Here is a 23,208-nt window from a genome sequence, read left to right as displayed (position 1 = left end):
AGGCCGCCGACATGACGCTGACCCGACGCGAGTTTCTCAAAGGCACTGCCGCCGTCACCGCCGGTGCGGTGGGCAGCCCCGCCCTGCTGTTCGCCAACCCCGCTTTCGCCGCCGCCAATGGCCACGACACCGTCGTGCACCTGTTCCTGCGCGGCGGCCTGGACGGCCTCAACCTGGTCGTGCCGATCAGCGGCAACGACCGCAGTTTCTACGAGCAGGCGCGACCGAATCTGTCGATCGCCGCGACCGGCACTTACGGCGCCTTGCCGTTGACGCTCGGCACCGGCGCCGCCACCGGCTTCGGCCTGCACCCCTCGGCAAGCGGCCTGCGCGATCTGTGGAACGCCGGGCATCTGGCCATCGTGCATGGCTGCGGACTCGCCACCAGCGTGACCCGCAGCCATTTCGACGCGCAGCTCTACATCGACCTGGGCACGCCCGGGCAACAAGGCATCGGCAGCGGCTGGCTGACCCGCGCGATGAACACCCAGCCGAACCTGAGCGGCGCGGAAAAACTGCCGGCGCTCGGCGTCGCTTCGCGGCAACCGGCCGGATTGCTCGCCTCGGTGCAGGCGCTGACCATGGCCAGCCCCGGCGATTTCGCCCTCAACGCCGGCGCATGGTCGTGGCAGACGGCGCGGCCCGATTCGCCGGTGGGTTTCCGCGGCGTCAACGAAACCCTGGCCAGCCTGTGGGCCGGAACGACCGCGCTCGAACTCGGCGGCCAACGCGCCGATCGCGCCTTGCAGGTGATAGCGCGTCAGTCCTACAGCGCGCCGCCGGCGGGCTGGCCGAGTAATAGCTTCGCGCAACAACTGTGGACCATCGCCCAGTCGATCCAGTTCGACCTGGGCCTGCATTACGCCACCCTCGACCTCGGCGGCTGGGACACCCACGACGGCCAGGGCACGGCCGGCAGCGGCTATCACTACTACCAGAACAAGATCGCCGAACTCTCGCAGGCCTTGTCGGCGTTCTATGCCGCGCTGGATGCGAGCGGACACGCCTCGCGCGTGACGGTGGTGGTGCAGTCCGAATTCGGCCGCCGCGTGCGCGCCAACGCCAACGGCGGCACCGACCACGGCTACGGCAACCCGGTGCTGGTGCTCGGCGGCCCGGTCAACGGCCGGCGTTTCTACGGCACCTGGTCCGGGCTCGACCCGGAAATCCTGTCGCCGCATTTCGGCGACGTGCCGGTGACCACCGACCATCGCCAGGTGCTGTCGGAAATCCTGGTGCGGCGGATGGGCAATACCGATCTCGCCACGGTGTTTCCCGGCTACACCGGCTACGCGCCGCTCGGGATCATGCGCGACTTCGGCACGCTGGCGAAACCGCTGCCGGAATTGCGCCGCCTGTACAAACCGGCGACGAAGCCGGCCGCGGTCGACGACCCGGATCTGCTCGAACGTTTGCTGCGCTATATGCGCGAGTTGGTGGACTGAGTGCGGACTGTCCGCGCCAGCTGAGGGGCATTGCTGCTTTCTCGTAAGAGCAAGGGCAAATCCCCCGCGCTACGCCTCCGCAGTCTTCACCGATTCCCGTCGGGCGCCGCCCCCTATGCAAAGGGGGCGATAGGTCTGCGCTCGCTAGATGTACACACCTTCCTTGATGCAAGCCCATGATCTCCTTCCCCCCTTTGAAAAAGGGGGCGAGGGAGGATTTGCTGTTGCTGTTGCTGTTGCTGTTGCTGTTCCCCTCCCCGACTACATCCCCCCGAACTTCTCCGCGAACAGCACCGACACCCAGTCGACGAACACCCGCACCCGCGGCGACAGCTGCCGATGCTGCGGATACAACACCGACACCGGTACGCCCGGGCTGCGGTACTCGCTCAGCACCTCCACCAGGCGGCCATCGCGCAGATGCGGCTCGATATGATGCCGCGGCAACTGAATCAATCCGCAGCCGCGCAAGGCCGCGGCGACATAGCATTCGGCTTCGTTGACCGAGATCCATGAGTTCAAGGCAACCTCGCTCAATTCGCCGTCGACGATGAACTCGAACGGATAACGCACATCGCGGTTGCTGGAGAAGAACCCCACCGATTGATGCGCCGACAATTCGTCCGGGTGCTTTGGGGTGCCGAAGTACGCCAGATAATCGGGACTCGCGCAGGTCGCCTCCGGCATCAGCGCCAGGCGTTTGGCGACCAGCGAGGAATCGCGCGGATTGCCGGCGCGCACCACGCAGTCGACGCCCTCGCGCACCAGGTCGACCAGTCGATCGCCGCTGCTGATCGCCAGGTCGATATGCGGATAACGCGCGCGGAACTCGTCGATGCGCGGCAGGATGATGCCGGTCGCGTGCGAGCCGTGCAGGTCCAGGCGCAAAGTCCCGCGCGGATTGTTCGCGACCGAGCGCAGCGCCGAATCGGCGTCGTCGAGTTCGGCCAGCACGTGCACGCAGCGTTCGTAGTAGGCCTGGCCGTCGAGGGTCGGCCGCACCTGGCGGGTGGTGCGTTCGAGCAGGCGCACGCCCAGGCTCGCCTCCAATTCCTTGATCGCATGGGTCGCGGTGGCCTTGGGCAGGTCGAGCACGCCGGCGGCGCGGGTGAAGCTGCCCAGCTCGACGATGCGGGTGAACAAACGTAGGGCCTCGAAACGGTCCATGGCTAGCTCCGGAGCGGCTTATGGCGGCCATTGTTGGCGATTATTGAATTGTATTGCCAATACAGACTGGTTTATCCAACGCAAGACAATCAGCAGACTGCCTCCACCGCGGAACCCTGGCATCCCGCCACCGCCGCCCCACTGGAGTCCAGCCATGTCGTCCACCCAGCCCGTCCAGACCCGGACCGCCCTCGTCACCGGCGCCTCGCGCGGCATCGGCCGCGCCATCGCCCTGCGCCTCGCCGCCGACGGTTACGCGGTCGTCGTCAACTACGCCGGCAATGCCGCCGCGGCCGAGGCCGTGGTCGCACAGATCCGCGACGCCGGCGGCCAAGCCATCGCCGCACAGGGCGACGTCGCCGATCCCGCCGCCATGGAGCGCGTGTTCGCCCAAGCCCTGCAGACTTATGGCCGCCTCGACGCGGTGGTCAACAGCGCCGGCATCATGCCGTACGTGCCGATCCAAGGCGGCGACCTGGCCGAGTTCGACCGCGTCATCGGCACCAACCTGCGCGGCAGCTTCGTCGTGCTCGGCCTGGCCGCGCAGCACCTTGGCGACGGAGGCCGCATCGTCGCCCTGTCCACCAGCGTGATCGGCAAGGCCTTCCCGACCTACGGCCCCTACATCGCCTCCAAGGCCGGTGTCGAAGGCCTGGTGCACGTGCTCGCCAACGAACTGCGCGGCCGCAACATCACCGTCAATGCGGTCGCCCCGGGCCCGGTCGGCACCGAGCTGTTCCTGCATGGCAAGAGCGAAGAACAGATCGCCCACTTCCGCGGTCTGGCGCCGCTGGAACGCCTCGGTACGCCGGAGGAAATCGCCGCAGCCGTGTCCTTCCTCGCGGGCCCCGACGGCAGCTGGGTGAACTCGCAGGTGCTGCGCGTCAACGGCGGCTACGTTTTCTGATCGTCCGCGGCGCGGACTTCGCCGCGTCGTCTCTCGCTACGAATCCCTTCATCCCGGGCGTCGACGACGCCCGTCAGCGGAGCTTCGCCATGAACCAGCAGATCGTTCTCATCACCGGCGCCTCCAGCGGTTTCGGCGCCCTCGCCGCACGCGCCCTCGCCGACGCCGGCCACACCGTCTACGCCAGCATGCGCGACACCGCCGGCCGCAATGCCGTCCAAGTCGACGCCGCGCAAGCCTATGCCCGCGAGCGTCGGCTCGACTTGCGTACACTCGAACTCGACATCGCCTCGCAGGCCTCCGCCGACGCGGCGATCGCAAAGATCGTCGCCGCGCACGGCCGCCTCGACGTGGTGATCCACAACGCCGGCCACATGGCCTTCGGCCCGGCCGAAGCGTTCATGCCCGAGCAGTACGCGCAGCTCTACGACACTAACGTGATCGGCAGCCAGCGGGTCAATCGCGCCGCCCTGCCGCAGTTGCGCGCGCAAGCTCGCGGTTTGCTGCTGTGGGTGTCGAGCAGCAGCGTGCGCGGCGGCACCCCGCCTTATCTCGCCCCGTATTTCGCCGCGAAGGCGGCGATGGATTCGCTGGCGGTCAGCTATGCCGGCGAACTCGCACGCTGGGGCATCGAGACCTCGATCGTGATGCCGGGCGCGTTCACCTCCGGCACCAATCACTTCCTGCACTCGGGCACGCCGGCCGACGCCGTGCGCAACGCCGACTACGAGGCCGGCGTCGCCGCCGGTTTCGGCGAGGAGATCCTGCGCAAACTCGCCGGCACCGTGCCCGAGGACGCCGACGTCGCCCGCGTCGCCGAGGCCATCGTCGAGATCGTCGCGAGCCCTTACGGCCAGCGTCCGTTCCGCGTGCACATCGACCCGGCCGGCGACGGTTGCGACGTCGTCAGTGCGGTCGGCGACCGCGTCCGCGCCGAGTTCTTGCGCCGTGTCGGCTTGGGCGACCTGCTGGCACCGCGCTTGCAGTCGAACGCTCGGGCCTGATGCGGCGGTGCCTGATCGCGGCGGCGGCCGAAATGCCGTCGCCGGCTCAGCCCTCGGGCTTGGAAGCGTCGAGCTCGAAGCAATGCTCGCCGGCCGGATGGCGCCAGCCGCGCGGGTACCCATCGGCCGCAGCGCGCCGCCCAGCGTCCTCGCGCCCGGTGTCGGTGGCGAAGCTCGCGCACAGGCGGAAGCGGCCGGCCTCGCCGGCGACATAGCGATAGGGCGCGGCGGTAACCGGATCGGCCGTGCTCAGGGCCACGCCCGGTTGCTTCGCCAGGCTCGGCAGATCCGCCGGCAGGCGCGCCTGTCGTTTCCAATAGTCGCGCACCTCGTCGTTGATCCGGTCGAGCTCCTGGGTGCGGCGCTGATCGAGCTTGGCCTCGCGCTGCGCGCCTGGGCCGCCCATGACCACGATCGCCGCCGTCACCGCCGCCGCGATCGCCACTGCGGCTGCGATCAGCAGCCAACGTCCGACCGGTGCGCTCATGCCTGGTTCTCCTCGCGACGCAGGTCCCACAGGTAGTAACCGAATACGCTGCCGGCGATCGTCGCGACCACCAGCACTTTCAGCACGAAGCGCAGGCTCAGCTCGCCGCCGAGCAGGTTGTAGACCAACGCGGTCATGTCGCCGATCAGCACCGTCGCGGCGATGAACAAGGTCAGGTAAGTCAGCCAACGACGCACCGGCGACAGGCGCTTGATCGGATGTCGCGCGACGTCCCGGGCGACCCGGTGAGCGACGAAGGCGAACACCGGGAACGCGATCACCAGCGCCGACACCGACCAGCGCAGCGAGTCGTCGAGGCTCTTGCGCCAGAATTCGTAACCATTGTCGGCGGCGTCCGGCCAGGCGACGTTGATCAGGTCGAACAACAGGCTGCCCAGGTTATAGGCGACGAAATACAGGGTGGTAAACATCACCAGATAGGCGAAGGCTTCGCGCGCCGACAACGAGGCGCGCGGCTTCGGCACCGGCAGCACGAAGCCGACGTCGGCATAGGCATCGAGCGCGCCGCGGGTCTGCTCGGCACTCCAGCCGGCCGCCGACAGCGCCTGCGCCGTCGCCTCCTTGGATTGCCCGCGCAATAAGGCTTCGCGGACGAAGCCCTCCAGTTCCTGACTTCCCGAGGCCATGGCCCGTGCTCCATAGAACGACGTCCGGAATGTAGCAGTGTCGTGGCGGCCCCGCGCAGGCACCGGCGAGGTAGCGGAAAACGCTACCCGCGGGAGACCGCCATCGCTACACCGGGTCTTTACCGCGCGGACCCGCCGACAAGCTTCCGCGCCGCGGCGGCCCGCACCGCCGTTCGTCGACCGTGGCCGTAGTCGTTCCCGAATGCAGCTATATTCCGCGAAACCGCCATGTCGCCGGCGAGGCCGGCGCGCGATGGACGAGCCGGCGCAGCCGCGCGAGCCGAAGCCATGGCAGCCGCAGGGAGTACATGCCCATCACAAGCATGCCCCGCCACAGCACGCCCACCACAGGTCGACCCATGCGCCCCACAGACGATGCAAGGCCAGTACGACTGTTGATGCTGGCATCGGCTCTTGTCCTGCTGCTGCCGTGGTGCGGCGCCGCCGCACAAGCCCAAGCCGCGCCCTCGCCAGAAGCGAACAAGCTCGTACCCACGGCCTCTGCGGAAGACTACGCCGCCGTGCGCAAGGTTCTCGATCGCTATATCGAGGCCGGCCGCCAGGGCAAGAGCGAACTCATGCGCACGGCGTTCCTGCCGCAGGCGACCATCCACGGCCTCGCCCCCGACGGCAGCCTGAGCGGCGGCCCGATCCGTAGCCTGTTCGACTACATCGACAGCGCGCCCGCGGCCAAGCAACTGCAGGCGCAGATCGTCTCGATCGAGATCGTCGGCAGCGTCGCGCAGGTGCGGGTCGAATCCGACCATTGGAACGGCGCGCGCTACAGCGACCTGTTCCAATTGCTGAAGGTCGGTGGCGAGTGGAAGATCCTCAGCAAGATCTACCACACCCACTGACCTTCATACTCTGGAGCAGGAGCGTCGCGAGCCGCGACCGCGCTGCGACGGCCACCGACGCAGCGATCCATCCACAACCCAGCGCCCACGACCTCAGGCGCTGCCCGCCTCCGGGGTTTCGCGTTGCCTGACCGGCCGCGTCACCTGCTTCTCCACGCACGGCGGCAGCCCGTCGCTCGCCTGTGCGGCCTCGCGCCGATAGACGCTCGGCGGCACGCCGACCAGTTCGGCGAAACGCGTACTGAAGGTGCCCAGCGATGAGCAGCCGACCTCGAAGCAGACCTCGGTGACGCTGAGGTCGCCGCGGCGCAGCAGGGCCATCGCGCGCTCGATGCGCCGCGTCATCAGATACGAATACGGCGACTCGCCGTAGGCGGCGCGGAACTGCCGGCTCAGATGCCCGGCCGACATGCTCACGCCCTGGGCGAGCGCCTCGACGTCGAGCGGCTGCGCGTACTCGCGGTCGATGCGGTCGCGCACGCGGCGCAGGCGCGCGAGGTCGCGAAGGTAAGTCGTGGCATCGGGGCTGTTGCTCATCGGCGCGATCCTGCCATGCCCGGCGCGAGGCGCCTAGCGCGATCGGTCTTGCACCATCGACTCCGCGCGACAGGCCTAGCGCGATGGGTCCCGTCCAAGCCTCCGCCGCGCGGGTTGCGCCCGCGCTCGATCGAAGCGCGATCCGAAACTGCGGACGGCTGCTCTTAAATCGACCTCCGCGCGGGCACAGGCCCGGGTTGTGCGCCGCCGCGTTCCACTAATCTCGCAATTGGATCGATCTAAACCGTGCCGATCGGTCCCCGTCGCGGCGGCGCCCCGCCGTTCCCGGCCAGTTCCAGTCGTCCCCTGCCGCAGCCCTTTCGCGGCAACGATCGTCGAGCCGGCCGCCTTCGCACCGACAAGGACATCCTCATGCCATCGAGACAGAGCGCTCCACCCCGGCCGGGCCTGCACACAGGCCTGACGTTCACGAGTTTGCAGTTCGCGAGCCTGCTGCTGTGCCTGGGCTTCGCCGGCACGGCCTCGGCCGCCAACCTCGCCCTGAACAAACCCGCCACCGGTTCGGCCGCGTGCAACGCCAACGAAGCGCCGGCGAAAGCCTTCAACGGCAGCACCGGCGGCGGCAACAGCGACAAGTTCTGTTCCGCGGCGGGCAGCAAGTGGCTGCAGGTCGACCTCGGCGCCAGTCGCTCCCTATCGAGCTTCGTGATCAAGCATGCCGGCGCCGGCGGCGAACCGGCCTCGTTCAACAGCAAGAGCTTCAACATCCAGACCTCGGCCAACGGCAACGCCTGGAGCACCGCGGTCAGCGTGAGCAACAACACCGCCAACGTCAGCACCCACCCGATCGCGGCGACCAGCGCGCGCTATGTGCGCCTCAACATCGCCACGCCGACCCAGGGCAGCGACAGCGCCGCGCGTATCTACGAGTTCGAGGTCCACGACGCGCCGCCGGCCACCGAGAAGTTGGTGCAGGTGCTCGACCAGGTACCGCAATTCGGCATCTACCGCAGCACCGAACCGACCACCTACACGCCGCCTGCGGGCGTGCTGATGTGGAAGCGCGGCACCGAGTACGCGCGCAAGCTCAGCGACGCCGAAAAGGCCAAGATCGGCGACGACGTCGCCCTGCGCATCATCTATCACGCCCAGTGCGATCCCTACGATCGCTTCGCCTCGGCCTTCTTCATCAGCACGCCGAAGGGCATTGCGCCGACCGTCGACACGCCGCGGGTGACCTTCACCGATTTCATTTCGCCGTTCAGCGACATGTGGCAGGGCGCGAAGGCGACCCGGGTCTATCCGGACGCGCCGATGAACCCGTATGCCGCGGCGCTGGCCAATCCCGACCGCGACATCTGGGTCGGCATCAGCGGCGGCGCCAATCCGCAATACGGCGGCGATGCCTGCGAGCAGCACGGCGTGACCGACCCGGCGATCGCCGAAGTCGGCTTCAAGTACTCGCTGGCGCTGGTCTCGACCAAGACGCTCACGCCCGCCAGCGACCCGGACGTGATCGGCCTGCTGTCGCGTTCGTCGGAAACCGACGACAGCATCGCCACCGCCACCGTCTCGCACACCGCCAACCTGGGCATCGCCACCCTCGCCGTCAGCATCGCCGGCTACGGCGCTTCCAGCGGCGGCCAGGAGTACACCAACACCAACATCGCGGTGAAGCTCAACGGCGCGCAGATCGCGAGCTTCAGCACCAAGATCGATTGCGCGAGCTACGAGCAATTCAGCCCGCGCGGCAACCCGGGCATCTTCCGCAACAACAACACCACCAACCCGCGCAGTTGGTGCCCGGGCGCGCTGGTGCCGATGCGTTATTTCGACCTCGGCAACATCGCCGGCAAGACCCTGCAGGTCGGCCTCGGCGTCGGCAACCCCTCGCCGTGGACCGCCGACTCGCAGTACGTGACCAGTGTGAGCGTGCTCGAACACTGATCGGCGATCGGCAAGAGGATGCCGGCGCGGCATCGCCGGCATCCTCTCGCCTCGATGAGATCGACCCCGGATCGGCTTCGGATCAGCTCGAGTGGGCACAGCGGACAGGCGCGTCCCGGCGCCTGCACGCGCCTGCGGCCGGCTACGGCGCCTCGACCTCGAAGCCCTTGGCCTGCAGTCTGGCGACGACGCCGTCGGCCTTGAGCAACTGCGATATCGGCAGGATGGTGAAGACCACCCGCTGTTCTTTCAGCGCGCCGTCGACGCTGCGATACCAATGCTCGGCCATCTGCGCCTGGACATCGTCGATGCCGAGCTTCTGCGAGAAGCCCGAACCGGTCAGTGCGCTCAGACAGGCCTCCTGCTGGTCCTCGTAAGGCAAGGCACGCAGCGCGTCGATGTCGCCGGTGGCCCAGGCATTGGCGCGCGTGGTCATGATCGCCAGGTCGGTTTCGAGCCGGTCCAGTGTCTTGCGGAAGCAGGCCACGTCGTCGAGCGTGGTCGCATTGAAGGCCTTGAGGGTCTTTTTCGGGTCCTCGACCTTGAGCGGCAGGCTGGTGGAGCGCGTCTCGATCCCCGCCGCCTCGACCGCCTTGCGGATCGCCGGCCCGACGATGCCGGTTTCGTCGAGACCGCTTTTCTTCAGCGCAGCGCGATACAGCTCGCTCGCCGCGAACAGCGGCCGCCAGCTCTCGACGCTGTCGTCGCGACCGATGTACTTGAGCTTCAACACCTGCCAGCGCGCGTACAAGTCCGCCGGCAACACGTCCTGCAGCTTCGCGCCGCCGGGGTTCTTGCGCAGTTTCAGCATCGAAGGCAACAACGACAGGCGACCGAACAGGCCGATGTCGGCGCTGACCGACAGGCGCGGCGGCTGCAGTGCGAGCTGCGATTGCGCTATCGCCGCGTCCATGTCGCGCGACAGCCAGGTGATGTCCTTGGGCAACGGCGACAGCGTTCCCAGGATCCACAGCACGCGGTCGCCCTTGTGGAATTTCCACAGGCCGGGCCCCGGTTGCACGCCGGACACCACCACCACGTCCATGTCGACGATGGGCGGCGCCGCCACGGCCTCGACGGCAGGCGATGTCCCGCCTTGCCTCGGTGACGGCTGCGCCGCGGCGGGCGCGGCTGCCATCGCGATCGCCAGACCTAACAGCAGCTTCCTTCGCATCTCGGCGTTCTCCTTTGGTCGAACCGCAGTCGATGCCGGGTTCGGCCACGATGGAAGCCCATCCGCGAGCCCGGCGCAAGTCGGTACGCCCAGGTGCAAGGAAGACCGCACAAAAGAAAAGCGGGCCGAAGCCCGCTTTCCTCGAATCCGACGTTGCGCGTGCCGATTACTCGGCGACGACGCCCTCGCCTTCTTCGACGGCCTTCATCGACAGGCGGATACGGCCCTGCTTGTCGACTTCCAGCACCTTGACCTTGACCACGTCGCCTTCCTTGAGCTTGTCGCTGACCTTCTCGACGCGCTCGTTGGAGATCTGCGAGACGTGGACCAGACCGTCCTTGCCCGGCAGGATCGTCACGAAGGCGCCGAAGTCCATGATCTTGGCGACCTTGCCTTCGTAGATGCGGCCCGGCTCGACGTCGGACACGATCTGGTCGATGCGCGCCTTCGCGGCCTGCGCGGCGGCGGCGTTGACCGAAGCGATGACGATGGTGCCGTCGTCCTGGATGTCGATCTGGGTGCCGGTTTCCTTGGTGATCGCCTGGATGGTCGAGCCGCCCTTGCCGATCACTTCGCGGATCTTGTCCGGGTGGATCTTCATGGTCAGCAGACGCGGCGCGTACTCGGACAGCTCGGTGCGCGACTCGGTGAGGGCATGCGCCATCTCGCCGAGGATGTGCAGACGGCCGGCCTTCGCCTGGCCCAGCGCGACCTTCATGATCTCTTCGGTGATGCCCTGGATCTTGATGTCCATCTGCAGCGCCGAGATGCCCTCGGAAGTGCCGGCCACCTTGAAGTCCATGTCGCCGAGGTGATCTTCATCGCCCAGGATGTCCGACAGGACGACGAAGTTGTCGCCTTCCTTGACCAGGCCCATCGCGATGCCGGCGACCGGCGCCTTGATCGGCACGCCGGCGTCCATCAGCGCCAGCGAGCTGCCGCAGACCGAAGCCATCGAGGACGAACCGTTCGACTCGGTGATTTCCGAGACGATACGGATGGTGTACGGGAATTCTTCCATCGTCGGCATCACGGCGAGCACGCCGCGCTTGGCGAGACGGCCGTGGCCGATTTCGCGACGCTTCGGGCCCATCATGCGGCCGGCTTCGCCGACCGAGTAAGGCGGGAAGTTGTAATGGAACAGGAAGTGTTCCTTGTACTCGCCCGAGACGGCGTCGATGATCTGACCGTCGCGCGCGGTGCCGAGGGTGGCGACCACGATGGCCTGGGTCTCGCCGCGGGTGAACAGCGAGGAGCCGTGGGTACGCGGCAGCACGCCGACGCGCGAAGCGATCGGGCGCACGGTGTCGAGGGCGCGGCCGTCGATGCGGACCTTGGTGTCGAGCACCGAGTTGCGCATGGTCTGGTACTCGAGCTCGCCGAATTCCTTCGACAGCTCCGAGGTGCTCCAGCCGTCGGCTTCGGCGCGGCCGGCCAGGCGCTGCAGCACGTCCTTCTTGATCGCGCCGATGGCGTCGCGACGCTGCAGCTTGTCGCGCACCTGGAACGCCGAAACGAGCTGGTCGCCCACGGCTTCCTTAAGCGCGGCGATCAGCGCTTCGTTCTTGACCGGAGCTTCCCACGTCGACGGCTTGGTGCCGGCTTCGACGACGAGCTCGTTGATGATGTTGATGACCTTCTGCATTTCGCGATGGCCGAACATCACCGCGCCGAGCATGACGTCCTCGGACAGCATCTTGGCTTCGGATTCGACCATCAGCACCGCGTTCGAGGTACCGGCGACGACGAGCTCGAGCTCGGATTCGGCCAGCTCGGCGGCGGTCGGGTTGAGCAGGTACTGGCCGTTCTTGTAACCGACCTTGGCCGCGCCGATCGGGCCCTGGAACGGGGTGCCGGCCAGCGCGAGCGCGGCCGAGGCACCGATCAGGGCCGGGATGTCGCCGTCGATTTCCGGATTCATCGACATGACCGTGGCGATGATCTGGACTTCGTTACGGTAGTCCTCCGGGAACAGCGGACGGATCGGACGGTCGATCAGGCGCGAGATCAGCGTTTCCTTCTCGGTCGCACGGCCTTCGCGCTTGAAGAAGCCGCCCGGGATGCGACCGCCGGCGTAGAACTTCTCTTGGTAATCCACGGTGAGCGGGAAGAAGTCCTGGCCTTCGCGCGCGCTCTTGGCGGCGACGGCCGTCACCAGCAACACGGTGTCCTCCATCTTCACGATGACGGCGCCGCCGGCCTGACGGGCGATTTCGCCGGTCTCCAGGGTCACCTGATGGTTGCCGTATTGGAAGGTCTTGGTAATTTTTGCCACGGGTGGGTTCCTTCGGTATCTATGCGTTCCGGTCGGGGCCCTTGCCCCGCTCCGGTCGGTCGCCGGCGCCGGCGACCAATAGGTGGGTGTGCGTTGCGCCGGTCCGACCGGCCGCGTTGCACGTGACCCGGTTTCGCCAGGTCGAAGCCATGCGCTCATCGAGCGCAGGCGGCGTTGCGTCCTGCAGCGCCACGCGGGTTTTCATGCCCGCCAAAACAAACCGCGGCGCATCGCTGCGCCGCGGTTGGGTGTCCGGTTAGCGGCGCAGACCGAGCTTTTCGATCAGAGCCTTGTAGCGATCGCCGTCTTTGCGCTTGAGGTAATCAAGCAGGCTGCGACGACGGTTGACCATCATCAGCAGGCCGCGGCGGCTGTGGTGATCTTGTTTGTGCTGCTTGAAGTGGCCGGTGAGCAACTCGATGCGAGCGGTGAGCAGAGCGACCTGGACTTCCGGCGAACCGGTGTCGGCGGCGCCGCGCTTGTTGTCTTCAATGATCTTGCTGGTGTCGATCGACATGACTTATGTTCTCTGTAGATGCGGGGCCCGCAGAAGCGAATCGGTCGCGACAAAATCGCCCCGACGCACCGCCTGGCCCGCCGCTTGCTTTAGTGAGGATTGCCGCCCAAGCAGGTCCCGTTTGGAAGTGCTTGAAAAGCGGCGGGATTGTACCAGCCTGCGGGCGCGAATGCGACCTGCGCACCAATGATTCCGCACATCCGCGACCGCCACGGCGCCCATCGCGTCAGTCGCCGGCCTGGCCCGGCGTCCGTTCAGCTTTTCTGTCGAGATCGCGCATACGCGCCTGCTTGATGCCGTCGATCATGACCTGGGCCTCAAGCCCCGGCTGCAGCCACCACAGGCCCTGGACCTTGCGCAGGCTGACCAGGTCGACGACCGTGGCCGCCGACTCCGGCCAGCCGAAATCCCCGGCGATGCGCACTACCGCGTGATAACCGGCCTCGCCTTCTGTGGCCGATGCGACGATGGCGGCGCTGTCGATCCGCACCAAGCCCAGGCGCTTGACCCGGCTCAGGGCCTGGGCGAGGAACTCGGCATCGTCCATATCCTTGGCGCGCTTCGCGCTGTCGGCGCCGAACAGGCCGTCCAGGCGCGGGTCGCCGGCGCTTTCTTCGAAAGCCGGGCCGAGCGTACGGCGGAAATCGGCCAAGGCCGCCGGGTCCATGAGCCGGGCCGTGCAGGTGAAATCCTGGCGCTTGGCGCAGGCGATCGCGGCTTCGACCACGGCCTCGGGCCGGGCATGATCGACCTCGGCGCTCGCCGCTATCGCAGGGCTCGTCGCGCAGGCCAGCAGCATGGCCGCCGCGCCGGGCATGGACATCGTCTTGGGCCTGTTCACCGCATCGCCTCCTGGCGCGAATCCTGCTCGTAGCGTCCGGCCCGAAGCCGCTCAGCCGCCCTGCGCCGCCCAGCGGAACAGGCGCTGTGGCTGCAATCGCCCTTCGGCTTGGCGCAGGCCCAGGCCCAGGCAGCGCCCGGCTTCGCCGAACACCGCCACCAGACCCGGCTCGCCGGGTTCACAGCTGACCGCCTGGCCATGGCCGAGGCGCTCGGCCGCGGTCGAATCCAGGCTGACCCGGCCGAAACCGGTCAGCCCGGCCTCGATCGGCAGCAGGCAGGCGTCGAGGGCCAGGTCGCTGCCCTGCTCGGCCAGTTCGCGCAACGCATCCAGCGTGATCATCCGCGGCTGCATGAACGGTTCGACCCAGAGCCGGCGCAAGGTCGCCACATGGGCGCCGCAGCCGAGCGCCTCGCCGAGGTCGCGGACCAGGCTGCGCACATAGGTGCCGGAGCCGCATTCGATATGCAGCTCCAGGCGCGGGCCGTCGCGGCCGGTCACGGTCAAAGAGTGGACGACGACGTCGCGCTCGGGCGCCTCGATGACCTCGCCGCGGCGGGCCTTCGCGTACAGCGGTTCGCCGCCCTGCTTGAGCGCGGAATAGATCGGCGCGCGCTGGCGGATCGGGCCGCGCAAGGGCGCCAGGGCGGCTTCGATCGCCGCATCGTCGAATTCGGGTACCGGGCGTTCGAGCAAGGACGCGCCGTCGGCGTCGTCGCTGTCGGTGGTCAGGCCCAGCACCGCGGTCGCGCTATAGGCCTTGCGTGCGCCGAGCAGCAACCCGGCGATCTTGGTCGCCTCACCGAAGCACAGCGGCAGCAGACCGGTCGCGAGCGGGTCGAGACTGCCGGTGTGGCCGCCCTTCTCCGCACGGAACAGATGACGTGCCTGCTGCAGCGCCTGGTTGGAGCTGATGCCGGGGGGCTTGTCGAGCAGCAGCAAGCCGTCGACGTTGCGCCAATTGCGTTTACGCGTCGTGTTCAAGCAAGCCGTCCGCCCCTGCCTGCGCGATTTGCGCGTCCTGAACCGCCTGCATCCCGGACACGCCGATCGCACCGATCAACTCGCCGCCCACGATCAGGGGCAGCCCGCCATCCAACGGCAACAGACCATCGATTCCGAGCAGTCGCAAGCCCAACCCGCCGGCAGCGACCGCGTCTTCGAACGCCTTGGTCGGACGGCGGAACTTAACCGCCGTCTCGGCCTTGGCCTGGGCCACGGGAATGCTGCCATATTGCGCCTGATCGAGCTTGTGCAACATCACCAGATGGCCGCCGCTGTCGACGATGGCGATCACCATCGGCCATTGCAGGCGTTCGGCCTCGGCCTGCGCGGCGCGCATGACCCGGCCGGCGGTCGCTAACGAAATCGGCGCGCCGTAACGCGGCGGTGGCTGCGACATGCGATGGCTCCTGCTCGGGCAAGAAGAAGGGAAAGAAACCGCCGCGCGAAGGGCGGCCGGGGTGCTGCGGGATACGTCGGGCGCGTGGGTCGCAAGCGGCGGAGCCGCAGACGGGACCTGGCGGGTTGCGACCGGGCAGCGGGCGCCGCACCGATCGACGGACCGGGCGCCGGCGCCTGCCTGCGCTTACTCCGGCTTGTCGTCGCCGTCGGTTTCGCTGGCGGCCTGATCGCCGTCGGCTTCGGCTTCCAGCGGCGGCAGATCGCGCAGCAGGATGCCGATGCGCTCGCCGCGATCGACCGAATCGTCGTAATGGAAGTGCAGTTCGGGCACGTGGCGCAGCTTCATCGCCCGGCCCAGTTGGTAACGCAGCTCGCGCGAGAGTTCCTTGAGCGCCTTGACGGCTTCCTTGGAACGCTCGGCCTGCAGCGCGGTCACGAACACCTTGGCGTGGGCCAGGTCGCGCGAGACTTCGACGTCGGAAACGCTCACCGACGGCAGGTTGTGCTCGCGCACAGCCTCATGCACCAGCGTCCCGAGCTCGCGACGGAGCTGGGCGGAAACGCGGTCGGTGCGATGGAACGATTTGCTGCTGGGCATGTGGATCCGGGAAACGAGAAGCGGGAAAAGAGACGGTAGAGCGGAAGGGGGAACCGGTCGCCGATAACCGCCTTGCGATTGCCGACTCCCGATTCCCGATTCCCTGTCTTACAGCGTGCGCTGCACTTCGATGCGCTCGAAGCACTCGATCTGGTCGCCCGGCTTGACGTCGTTGTACGCCTTCACGCCGATACCGCATTCGGTGCCGTTGCGCACTTCGTCGACGTTTTCCTTGAAGCGGCGCAGCGATTCCAGCTCGCCCTCGAAGACCACGGCGTTGTCGCGCAGCACGCGGATCGGCTTGCTGCGCTTGACCACGCCTTCGACCACCATGCAACCGGCGACCGCGCCGAACTTGGAGCTGCGGAACACGTCGCGCACTTCGGCGATGCCGATGATCTCTTCGCGGATTTCCACGCCGAGGATGCCCGAAGCCACCTGCTTCACCTGGTCGATCACGTCATAGATGATCGAGAAGTAACGCAGATCGACGCCGTTGCCTTCGATGATGCGGCGGGCGGAGGCGTCGGCACGGACGTTGAAGCCGATCACCGTGGCCTTCGCCGTGGCCGCCGCGTTCGCGTCGGACTCGGTGATGCCGCCGACGCCGGAGCTGATCACATTGATGCGGATCTGATCGTTCGACAGCGCCATCAACGACTGGCGCAGCGCTTCGACCGAACCCTGCACGTCGGCCTTGATGACCAGGTTGAGGCTCAGCTGGCCCTCGCCCTTGCCCATCTGGGCCATGATGTCTTCCATGCGGTTGCCGGCAGCGGCGACCAGGCGCGATTCGCGGCGCTTGGCGTCGCGCTGCTGGGCGACGTCCTTGGCCAGACGCTCGTCCTCGACGACCACGAAGTCGTCGCCGGCATCGGGCACGCCCGACAAGCCGAGCACCTGCACCGGGATCGACGGACCCGCTTCCTGCACCTGCGAACCGGTTTCGTCGAACAACGCACGCACGCGGCCGTACTGCACGCCGCAGACGAGGTAGTCGCCCTTCTTGAGCTGGCCCTGCTGGACCAGCACGGTCGCGACCGGGCCGCGGCCCTTGTCGAGCGCGGATTCGATCACCGTACCGGTGGCGCGGCCGATCGGCACCGCACGCAGTTCCAGCACTTCGGCCTGCAGCGAGATCGCGTCGAGCAGATCGTCGACGCCGTCGCCGGTCTTGGCCGACAGCTCGACCATCTGGGTCTCGCCGCCGAAATCTTCGGCGACGATGCCCTCGGCGAGCAGTTCGTTCTTGACCCGCAGCGGATCGGCGCCGGACTTGTCGATCTTGTTGATCGCCACGATCAGCGGCACGCCGGCCGCCTTGGCGTGCTGCACGGCTTCCTTGGTCTGCGGCATGACGCCGTCGTCGGCGGCGACCACCAGGACCACGATGTCGGTCAGCTTGGCGCCGCGCGCACGCATCGAGGTGAAGGCGGAGTGGCCCGGGGTGTCCAGGAAGCTGATCACGCCGCGCGCGGTTTCGACGTGGTACGCGCCGATGTGCTGGGTGATGCCGCCGGCTTCGCCCGAGGCGACCTTGGTACGACGGATGTAGTCGAGCAGCGAGGTCTTGCCGTGGTCGACGTGACCCATGATGGTCACCACCGGCGGACGCGCGACCTTGTCGCCCTGCACTTCCTCGGCGTGCGCGATCAGCGCGTCCTCGGCGGCATTGGCGTTGGTGCGCACGACGGTGTGGCCGAGTTCTTCGGTCACCAGCGCGGCGGTGTCGTGGTCGATGCTCTGGTTGATGGTCGCCATGACGCCCATCTTGAACAGCGCCTTGACCACGTCGCCGCCCTTGAGGGCGAGCTTCTGGGCCAGGTCGGCGACCGTGATGGTTTCGCCGATCGCGACTTCGCGCACGATCGGTGCGGTCGGACGCGAGAAGCCGTGCTGGCCGCCGCCGGAGCGCGACTGCTCGGACTGGCGGCGCGGCTGCGGCCGCGACTTGCCGCGCGAACTGCTGGTGCGGCGGGCGCGGTCGGAGGCGCTCAGGTGCAGCTGGCCGGCGAAGCGGTTGGCCGCATCGTCGTCCTCGACGCCGGCGACCATCGCGTGCGAGCCGCGGGTCTTGTGGCGCGGCGCGTTGTGGTCGACCCGGGCCGGAGCCGGCGCGGCCGGCTTCGGGTGGCCGTGACCATGGGTCGTCGGCGGCTTGCGCACGGCCGTGGTCGTCTCTGCCGCCGCCTCGGCGGCCGCGACGACGACGCTGGCGTCGGCGAGCTTGGTCTTCTGCTCTTCCTCGGCCTGCTCGGCCTTGGCGCGCGCGGCTTCCTCGGCGGCGCGACGCACCGCATCGGCCGCGTCGGCGCGACGCTGGTCGTCGGCGGCCAGGCGCTGCTGTTCGGCGAGGTTGCGCTGCTTGGACTCTTCGAGCTTGCGCAGGATCTCGGCGCGCTCGTCGTCCGGCGAGATGGATTGGCCGGATTCGTTCGGCTTCACCAGCGTCACCTTCTTGCGCACGACCACGTCGACGGTGGTGCGGTTCTTGCCGCCACCGACGGTGATTTCCTGCTTGCGGCTGCGATTGAGCGTGATCTTCTTCGCCGCCTCGTCGGTCTCGGCCGGCTTGTCGACCTTGCCGTGAGCGCGCTTGAGGAAGCCGAGCAGCTTGACTTTCTCGATGCTGGTCACGACCTGGTCGGGGCCGCTGAACTTCATGCCGGCCTCGGCCAGCTGTTCCAGCAACTTCTCGACCGGCGTGTTCACCAGTTCGGCCAGCTTGCGGATGGTGGTTTGCTGCGACATTCGGTTTCCGTGTCCTCGTGGCGCGGGACGAGTCCCGCGCGTGATGGCGCCATTCTAGCTCCGCGCGCGCCGCACGACCGGCTCGCGCAGACCTTTTTGGCCTGCCCGCGGACCGGGCCGATGCCCGATCCTGCGAATCCGAGGCCGGCCAGGCCGGTCTCGGTGTGCCGCAAGACGCTCTTTGAGCCTCTTGCGACGTGTGTCACCTCATTCGAACCAGTGCTTGCGCGCTTCCATGATCAGGGCGGCGGCACGTTCCTCGTCGACGCCTTCGATATCGGTCAACTCGTCGGTCGCCAGGTCGGCCAGGTCGTCGCGCGTGACCACCCCGCGCGAGGCGAGCGTGAAGGCCAGCGATTCGTCCATGCCCTCCAGCGACAGCAGATCGGCGGCCGGCTGGTGCTCGTCGAGCTCCTCCTCGGCGGCCAGCGCCTCGTTGAGCAGGGCGTCGCGGGCGCGGGCGCGCAGTTCCTCGACGATGTCCTCGTCGAAGCCCTCCACCGCCAGCAGCTCGCCGACCGGCACGTAGGCGATTTCCTCGACCGTGCTGAAGCCTTCCGAGACCAGGATGCCGGCGATTTCCTCGTCGACCTCGAGCTTGTCCTGGAACAGCTGACGGGCCGAGGACTGTTCGGCCTCGGACTTCGCCGTGACCTGGTCCTGGGTCATGACGTTGAGCTGCCAGCCCGACAGGCGGCTGGCGAGGCGCACGTTCTGGCCGCCCTTGCCGATCGCCTGGGCCAGGCGGTCTTCAGCCACGGCCAGGTCCATCGAATGCTTTTCTTCGTCGACGATGATCGACTGCACTTCCGCCGGCGCCATCGCGTTGATGACGAACTGGGCCGGGTTGTCCGACCACAGCACGATGTCGACGCGCTCGCCGTTGAGCTCGTTGGACACCGCCTGCACGCGCGAACCGCGCATGCCGATGCAGGCGCCGATCGGATCGGTGCGGTTGTCGTGGGCGAGCACGGCGATCTTGGCGCGGTCGCCCGGATCGCGTGCGCAGGCCTTGATCGAGACCAGGCCCTGGCCGACTTCCGGCACTTCGAGCTTGAACAGTTCCATCATGAATTCCGGGGCGGCGCGGCTGATGAACAACTGCGGGCCGCGCGGCTCGGTGCGCACGTCGAACAGGAAACCGCGCACGCGGTCGCCGGCGCGCAGCACGTCGCGCGGAATGCCCTTGTCCTTCGGGATGATCGCCTCGGCGTTGCCGCCCAGGTCGACATAGATGTTGCCGCGCTCCACGCGCTTGACGATACCGGTGACCAACTCGCCGACGCGGTCCTTCCACTGGTCCACGACCTGGGCGCGCTCGGCCTCGCGCACGCGCTGCACGATGACCTGCTTGGCGGCCTGGGCGGCGATGCGGCCGAAATCCGGGTTTTCGATCTGTTCTTCGATGTAGTCGCCGACTTCCACGCCTTCGACTTCGTCGATCGCGTCCATCAGGCGGATCTGGCGGTCCGGCGACTCCATGACCACGTCGTCGGCGACCACTTCCATGCGGCGGAAGGTCTCGTAGCTGCCGTCCTTCTGGTCGATGCTGACGCGGACCAGCACGTCCTCATCGTGGTAGCGCTTCTTCGCGGCCGAAGCCAGGGCGGCCTCGATGGCCTCGAAGATCACTTCGCGCGGCACGCCCTTTTCGTTGGCCACCGCGTCCACTACCAGCAACAGTTCCTTGCTCATTTCGTCACTCCGCACGGGTCGGCTCGCAGCCGCCGGCTATTGGGATTGGTAATTGGCTGAATCTGAATCGTTCCGATCACTTCTTCTTCGAAGGCTTGGCCTTCGAGGACTTGTTCTTGGGTCGGCCCTTGGCCGGCGCGCCTTGCGGCTCGCCCTTGCTCGGAGCCAGGCCGAGCGCGGCCCAGTCCGGCACCAGACGGCCCTTGTCGATGTTCGAGAACGGCACCGTGAAGGTGGCCGCCTCGACCGTGAACACGACCTGCTCGCCCTCGATGGCATCGATCCGGCCCTGCAGGCGGCGGCGGCCTTCGTGCGGCAGCTTGAGCGCGACCTTGACCGTCTCGCCGACCAGGCGGCGGTAATGCTCGAGCGTAAACAGCGGGCGGTCGATGCCCGGCGACGACACTTCGAGGGTGTAATTGCTGCTGATCGGGTCTTCGACGTCGAGCTGCGCCGACACTTCGCGGCTCACCGCCTCGCAGTCCTCGATCGACACCGAACGCGGCTCGGCGCCATCGGCACCGGCGGCCGCTTCATCGGCGGGCACATCGATATAAATACGCAGCACTGCATTGCCGGCGGCCGGCAGATATTCCACGCCGAGCAGTTCCACGCCCAACGACTCTACCGTCGGGGCGAGCAATGCAGCGATTTGCGTTGCCTTGTCCGTCACGCGCCTGACTCCTGACTCGGGGTTGCGACTGGTCTGACCAATCCTGGTGTAACCAATGTTCGATACGTCATGTTTCCGCTGCCATCCGTTTCGCGGTCCGCAAGCGCATGAACGCGGGACGCCACTCGAAACGAAGCTTCCGGAAACCCAAAAACAACAAGGGGCCCATCGGGCCCCTTGTCCGTACAACTGGATTTCGGTGTGTTCGCGCGAGCAGAGCGCGATCACAAAGCCCGAGCTTCGCGGCCAAAAAAGAAAGCCTCTAGAGAGGCTTTCGATTCGCCAGCCGAAGCTGGTAGCGGGGGCAGGATTTGAACCTGCGACCTTCGGGTTATGAGCCCGACGAGCTGCCAGACTGCTCCACCCCGCATCAGGCCGACCATCATAACGGCCGGCGTCACTTTCTGCAAGCCTGCAATCAGATCTTCATGATTGCCGCTTACCGCTGCATCGAACCGGTGGATTCCCTTGGGAATTCGCGGCGTTGGTGCAGGCCGCAATCTTAATGCGCATTTAAATATTTTCAAGTCTTTTTTGCGATGAGCGTTGCAATCGGTCCGGCGCATGCAAAAACACTGTCGCATTTTTCAATACCAGGGCTGAGCGGCCGTGCCAGCCTCTGCCTGCCCCACGCCGGCCGTACCCGGCCCCTGGGCTCGGGTCGTTGCCTGAATCGATTGCGCGGCGCGAGGCGCGCGCCCTGGGCAAACCGGCGCCAACCGCACCTGCCGGCGATGCCGCGGCCCGATTTTCCTGGCGCCGAAAAAGCAACGGGCCAGCATGGCTGGCCCGTTGCGTAACCGAAATCGCACCGTCGATCAGGACGGGAACGCGCGCATGCACCAGTCCATGATCGGGTTCCAGGCCAGGCCCAGCGCCAGCAGCGCGAGCGCGTTAACGCCGAACACCACGCGCAGCGGACGGTCGTCGCTCGGCGCCGGCATCTTGCCGTCGGGCTCGTCGAAGTACATCGCCTTGATCACGCGCAGGTAGTAGAACGCGCCGATCACCGCGAACACGATGCCGACGATCGCCAGCCACAGCATGTCGCCCTGCAGCGCGGCCTTGAGCACCGCCAGCTTGGCCCAGAAGCCGAGGAACGGCGGCAGGCCGGCCAGCGAGGCCATCACGCACAGGACCATGCCGGCCAGCCACGGGCTGCGCGCGTTGAGGCCCTTGTAGTCGTCGATCTTGTCGGCGTCGAAACCGCGGCCGGACATGACGATGATCGCGGCGAAGGCCGCGGCCGACATCAATGCATAGCTGATCGCATAGAACATCGCCGCGGCGAAGCCCTGGGCGCCGCCGCCGGCCATGCCGAGGAACAGGAAGCCGACGTGCGAGACCGTCGAGTACGCCAGCAGGCGCTTGAGGTTGGTCTGGACCAGCGCGCTGAGGTTGCCGATCGCCAGCGACAGCACGGCCAGGCCGGCCAGCAGCAGGCGCCAATGGTCCTCCTGCCCCGCCGCACCGACTTCGAGCAGGCGGTAGGTCATGCCGAACGCGGCCAGCTTCGGCGCCGAACCGATGAACAGAGTGATCGGGGTCGGCGCGCCCTGGTAGACGTCCGGCAACCACATGTGGAACGGCGCCGCGCCGAACTTGAAGGCGATGCCGGCGACCACGAACACCACGCCGGTGATCATCATCAGCGAGGACGGGCCGACCTGGGCGGCGATCGCGATCTGGTCGAGCATCAGGCTGCCGGTGGCGCCGTAGATCAGCGACAGGCCGTACAGCAGCAGGCCCGAGGCCAGCGCGCCGAGCACGAAGTACTTGATCGCCGCTTCCGAGGCCAGCGGGCTGTCGCGGTCCACCGCGACCAGCGCGTAGGAGCACAGGGCCAGCATTTCCAGGCCGAGGTAGACCATGACCAGGCTGCCGGCCGAGACCAGCAGCATCATGCCGGCGATGGCGAACAGCATCAGCACCGCGACTTCGCCCTTGTACAGGCCGCGCGAGCGCAGGTAGGGCCAGGTGTAGATCATCGACAGGATGCCGACCACGCCGATGCCGAGCTTGAGGCCGTCTGCGGCGGTGTCGCGCACGAACATGCCGCTGAGCACCGTGCCCTGCCCGCCGACGTCGAAGGCGATCAGCGCCGTCGCCACCGCGACCACGACGATCGCGAACACATGGGAAACGATGCGGTTGCGCTCCTCGATGAACAGATCGAGCATCAACAGCGCGAACGCGCCGATGATCACCACCAGTTCGGGCAGCAGGGGCATCAGGTCGGCGATGGTCCGTACAGGCATGTTCATTAGTGCATCTCTTGGCGGATCCGGCCCTGGGCGAGCCTTGCTCTAGGAACGAGTTCA

Annotated in this window: 20 protein-coding genes and 1 tRNA gene; 5 read left to right on the top strand and 16 right to left on the bottom strand. The window is 67.3% G+C overall.

Annotated features, from left to right (window positions below; translation table 11 throughout):
* The first annotated feature begins 11 nt into the window (after positions 1 to 11).
* Entirely contained in the window at positions 12 to 1,445 is a 1,434-nt protein-coding gene (locus tag GLA29479_RS01050) for a DUF1501 domain-containing protein (RefSeq protein ID WP_057970513.1), read from the top strand.
* Between the two features lie 261 nt (positions 1,446 to 1,706).
* Here the strand turns inward: GLA29479_RS01050 and GLA29479_RS01045 are convergent, their stop codons facing one another.
* Positions 1,707 to 2,612, bottom strand: coding sequence for a LysR family transcriptional regulator (locus GLA29479_RS01045; protein WP_057970512.1), 906 nt, complete (start codon positions 2,610 to 2,612; stop codon positions 1,707 to 1,709).
* A gap of 154 nt (positions 2,613 to 2,766) precedes the next feature.
* Here GLA29479_RS01045 and GLA29479_RS01040 point away from each other — a divergent pair, with 154 nt between their 5' ends.
* Both GLA29479_RS01040 and GLA29479_RS01035 read left to right on the top strand, forming a co-directional pair.
* Positions 2,767 to 3,519 carry an SDR family oxidoreductase gene (locus tag GLA29479_RS01040; RefSeq protein WP_057970511.1) on the top strand — a complete coding sequence of 251 codons (753 nt, stop codon included), beginning with the start codon at positions 2,767 to 2,769 and terminating at the stop codon, positions 3,517 to 3,519.
* 89 nt (positions 3,520 to 3,608) lie between these two features.
* Positions 3,609 to 4,523, top strand: coding sequence for an SDR family oxidoreductase (locus GLA29479_RS01035; protein ID WP_057970510.1), 915 nt, complete (start codon positions 3,609 to 3,611; stop codon positions 4,521 to 4,523).
* A gap of 46 nt (positions 4,524 to 4,569) precedes the next feature.
* Here the strand turns inward: GLA29479_RS01035 and GLA29479_RS01030 are convergent, their stop codons facing one another.
* On the bottom strand, positions 4,570 to 5,010 hold the full coding sequence (locus tag GLA29479_RS01030) for a hypothetical protein (protein WP_057970509.1): 441 nt from the start codon (positions 5,008 to 5,010) through the stop codon (positions 4,570 to 4,572).
* A complete protein-coding gene (locus GLA29479_RS01025) occupies positions 5,007 to 5,657 on the bottom strand; it encodes a DUF5671 domain-containing protein (protein ID WP_057918230.1) in 651 nt (216 codons plus the stop codon). Before GLA29479_RS01025 ends, GLA29479_RS01030 begins: the two co-directional genes overlap by 4 nt.
* A gap of 521 nt (positions 5,658 to 6,178) precedes the next feature.
* Here GLA29479_RS01025 and GLA29479_RS01020 point away from each other — a divergent pair.
* A complete protein-coding gene (locus tag GLA29479_RS01020; RefSeq protein ID WP_057920082.1) occupies positions 6,179 to 6,514 on the top strand; it encodes a nuclear transport factor 2 family protein in 336 nt (111 codons plus the stop codon).
* Positions 6,515 to 6,607: 93 nt separating this feature from the next.
* Here GLA29479_RS01020 and GLA29479_RS01015 read toward each other — a convergent pair whose 3' ends face one another.
* Complete coding sequence (locus tag GLA29479_RS01015) at positions 6,608 to 7,051, bottom strand: helix-turn-helix transcriptional regulator (RefSeq protein ID WP_057970508.1); 444 nt, start codon at positions 7,049 to 7,051, stop codon at positions 6,608 to 6,610.
* A gap of 372 nt (positions 7,052 to 7,423) precedes the next feature.
* On the opposite strand from GLA29479_RS01015, the gene GLA29479_RS01010 reads away from it, so the two are divergent.
* Complete coding sequence (locus GLA29479_RS01010; protein ID WP_144436277.1) at positions 7,424 to 8,959, top strand: discoidin domain-containing protein; 1,536 nt, start codon at positions 7,424 to 7,426, stop codon at positions 8,957 to 8,959.
* A 142-nt stretch (positions 8,960 to 9,101) separates the two neighbouring features.
* On the opposite strand, the gene GLA29479_RS01005 is transcribed toward GLA29479_RS01010, so the two are convergent.
* From GLA29479_RS01005 to nuoN, 12 genes are all read right to left on the bottom strand, one after another.
* Positions 9,102 to 10,133, bottom strand: coding sequence for a TraB/GumN family protein (locus tag GLA29479_RS01005; RefSeq protein WP_082638180.1), 1,032 nt, complete (start codon positions 10,131 to 10,133; stop codon positions 9,102 to 9,104).
* 166 nt (positions 10,134 to 10,299) lie between these two features.
* Positions 10,300 to 12,408 (bottom strand): polyribonucleotide nucleotidyltransferase, encoded by a 2,109-nt coding sequence (gene pnp, locus GLA29479_RS01000; RefSeq protein ID WP_057918234.1) that lies wholly within the window; start codon positions 12,406 to 12,408, stop codon positions 10,300 to 10,302.
* A 256-nt stretch (positions 12,409 to 12,664) separates the two neighbouring features.
* Positions 12,665 to 12,925, bottom strand: coding sequence for a 30S ribosomal protein S15 (gene rpsO / locus GLA29479_RS00995; RefSeq protein ID WP_031370860.1), 261 nt, complete (start codon positions 12,923 to 12,925; stop codon positions 12,665 to 12,667).
* A 226-nt stretch (positions 12,926 to 13,151) separates the two neighbouring features.
* A complete protein-coding gene (locus GLA29479_RS00990; protein WP_144436276.1) occupies positions 13,152 to 13,766 on the bottom strand; it encodes a hypothetical protein in 615 nt (204 codons plus the stop codon).
* Between the two features lie 51 nt (positions 13,767 to 13,817).
* Positions 13,818 to 14,750, bottom strand: coding sequence for a tRNA pseudouridine(55) synthase TruB (gene truB, locus GLA29479_RS00985; protein ID WP_057970504.1), 933 nt, complete (start codon positions 14,748 to 14,750; stop codon positions 13,818 to 13,820).
* A complete protein-coding gene (locus GLA29479_RS00980; RefSeq protein WP_200875798.1) occupies positions 14,734 to 15,108 on the bottom strand; it encodes a GlcG/HbpS family heme-binding protein in 375 nt (124 codons plus the stop codon). Before GLA29479_RS00980 ends, truB begins: the two co-directional genes overlap by 17 nt.
* 246 nt (positions 15,109 to 15,354) lie before the next feature.
* Entirely contained in the window at positions 15,355 to 15,768 is a 414-nt protein-coding gene (gene rbfA / locus GLA29479_RS00975; protein ID WP_057918238.1) for a 30S ribosome-binding factor RbfA, read from the bottom strand.
* Positions 15,769 to 15,876: 108 nt separating this feature from the next.
* The gene (infB, locus tag GLA29479_RS00970) at positions 15,877 to 18,519 is read right to left on the bottom strand and encodes a translation initiation factor IF-2 (RefSeq protein WP_031370865.1); all 2,643 of its coding nucleotides are present in this window, start codon (positions 18,517 to 18,519) and stop codon (positions 15,877 to 15,879) included.
* A gap of 207 nt (positions 18,520 to 18,726) precedes the next feature.
* Positions 18,727 to 20,214, bottom strand: coding sequence for a transcription termination factor NusA (nusA, locus tag GLA29479_RS00965; protein WP_031370866.1), 1,488 nt, complete (start codon positions 20,212 to 20,214; stop codon positions 18,727 to 18,729).
* Between the two features lie 76 nt (positions 20,215 to 20,290).
* Entirely contained in the window at positions 20,291 to 20,887 is a 597-nt protein-coding gene (gene rimP, locus GLA29479_RS00960; RefSeq protein ID WP_057970503.1) for a ribosome maturation factor RimP, read from the bottom strand.
* 293 nt (positions 20,888 to 21,180) lie between these two features.
* Positions 21,181 to 21,257: transfer RNA gene (locus GLA29479_RS00955), tRNA-Met, on the bottom strand.
* Positions 21,258 to 21,705: 448 nt separating this feature from the next.
* Positions 21,706 to 23,151: an NADH-quinone oxidoreductase subunit NuoN gene (gene nuoN / locus GLA29479_RS00950; RefSeq protein WP_057918241.1), complete on the bottom strand. Its 1,446-nt coding sequence runs from the start codon at positions 23,149 to 23,151 to the stop codon at positions 21,706 to 21,708.
* Between the last annotated feature and the right edge of the window lie 57 nt (positions 23,152 to 23,208).

Origin of the sequence: Lysobacter antibioticus, assembly GCF_001442535.1 — a bacterium.
GTDB classification, from domain to species: domain Bacteria; phylum Pseudomonadota; class Gammaproteobacteria; order Xanthomonadales; family Xanthomonadaceae; genus Lysobacter; species Lysobacter antibioticus.
Note: the sequence above shows the minus strand (reverse complement) of the source record. Positions and strands in the feature narration are given on the sequence as shown.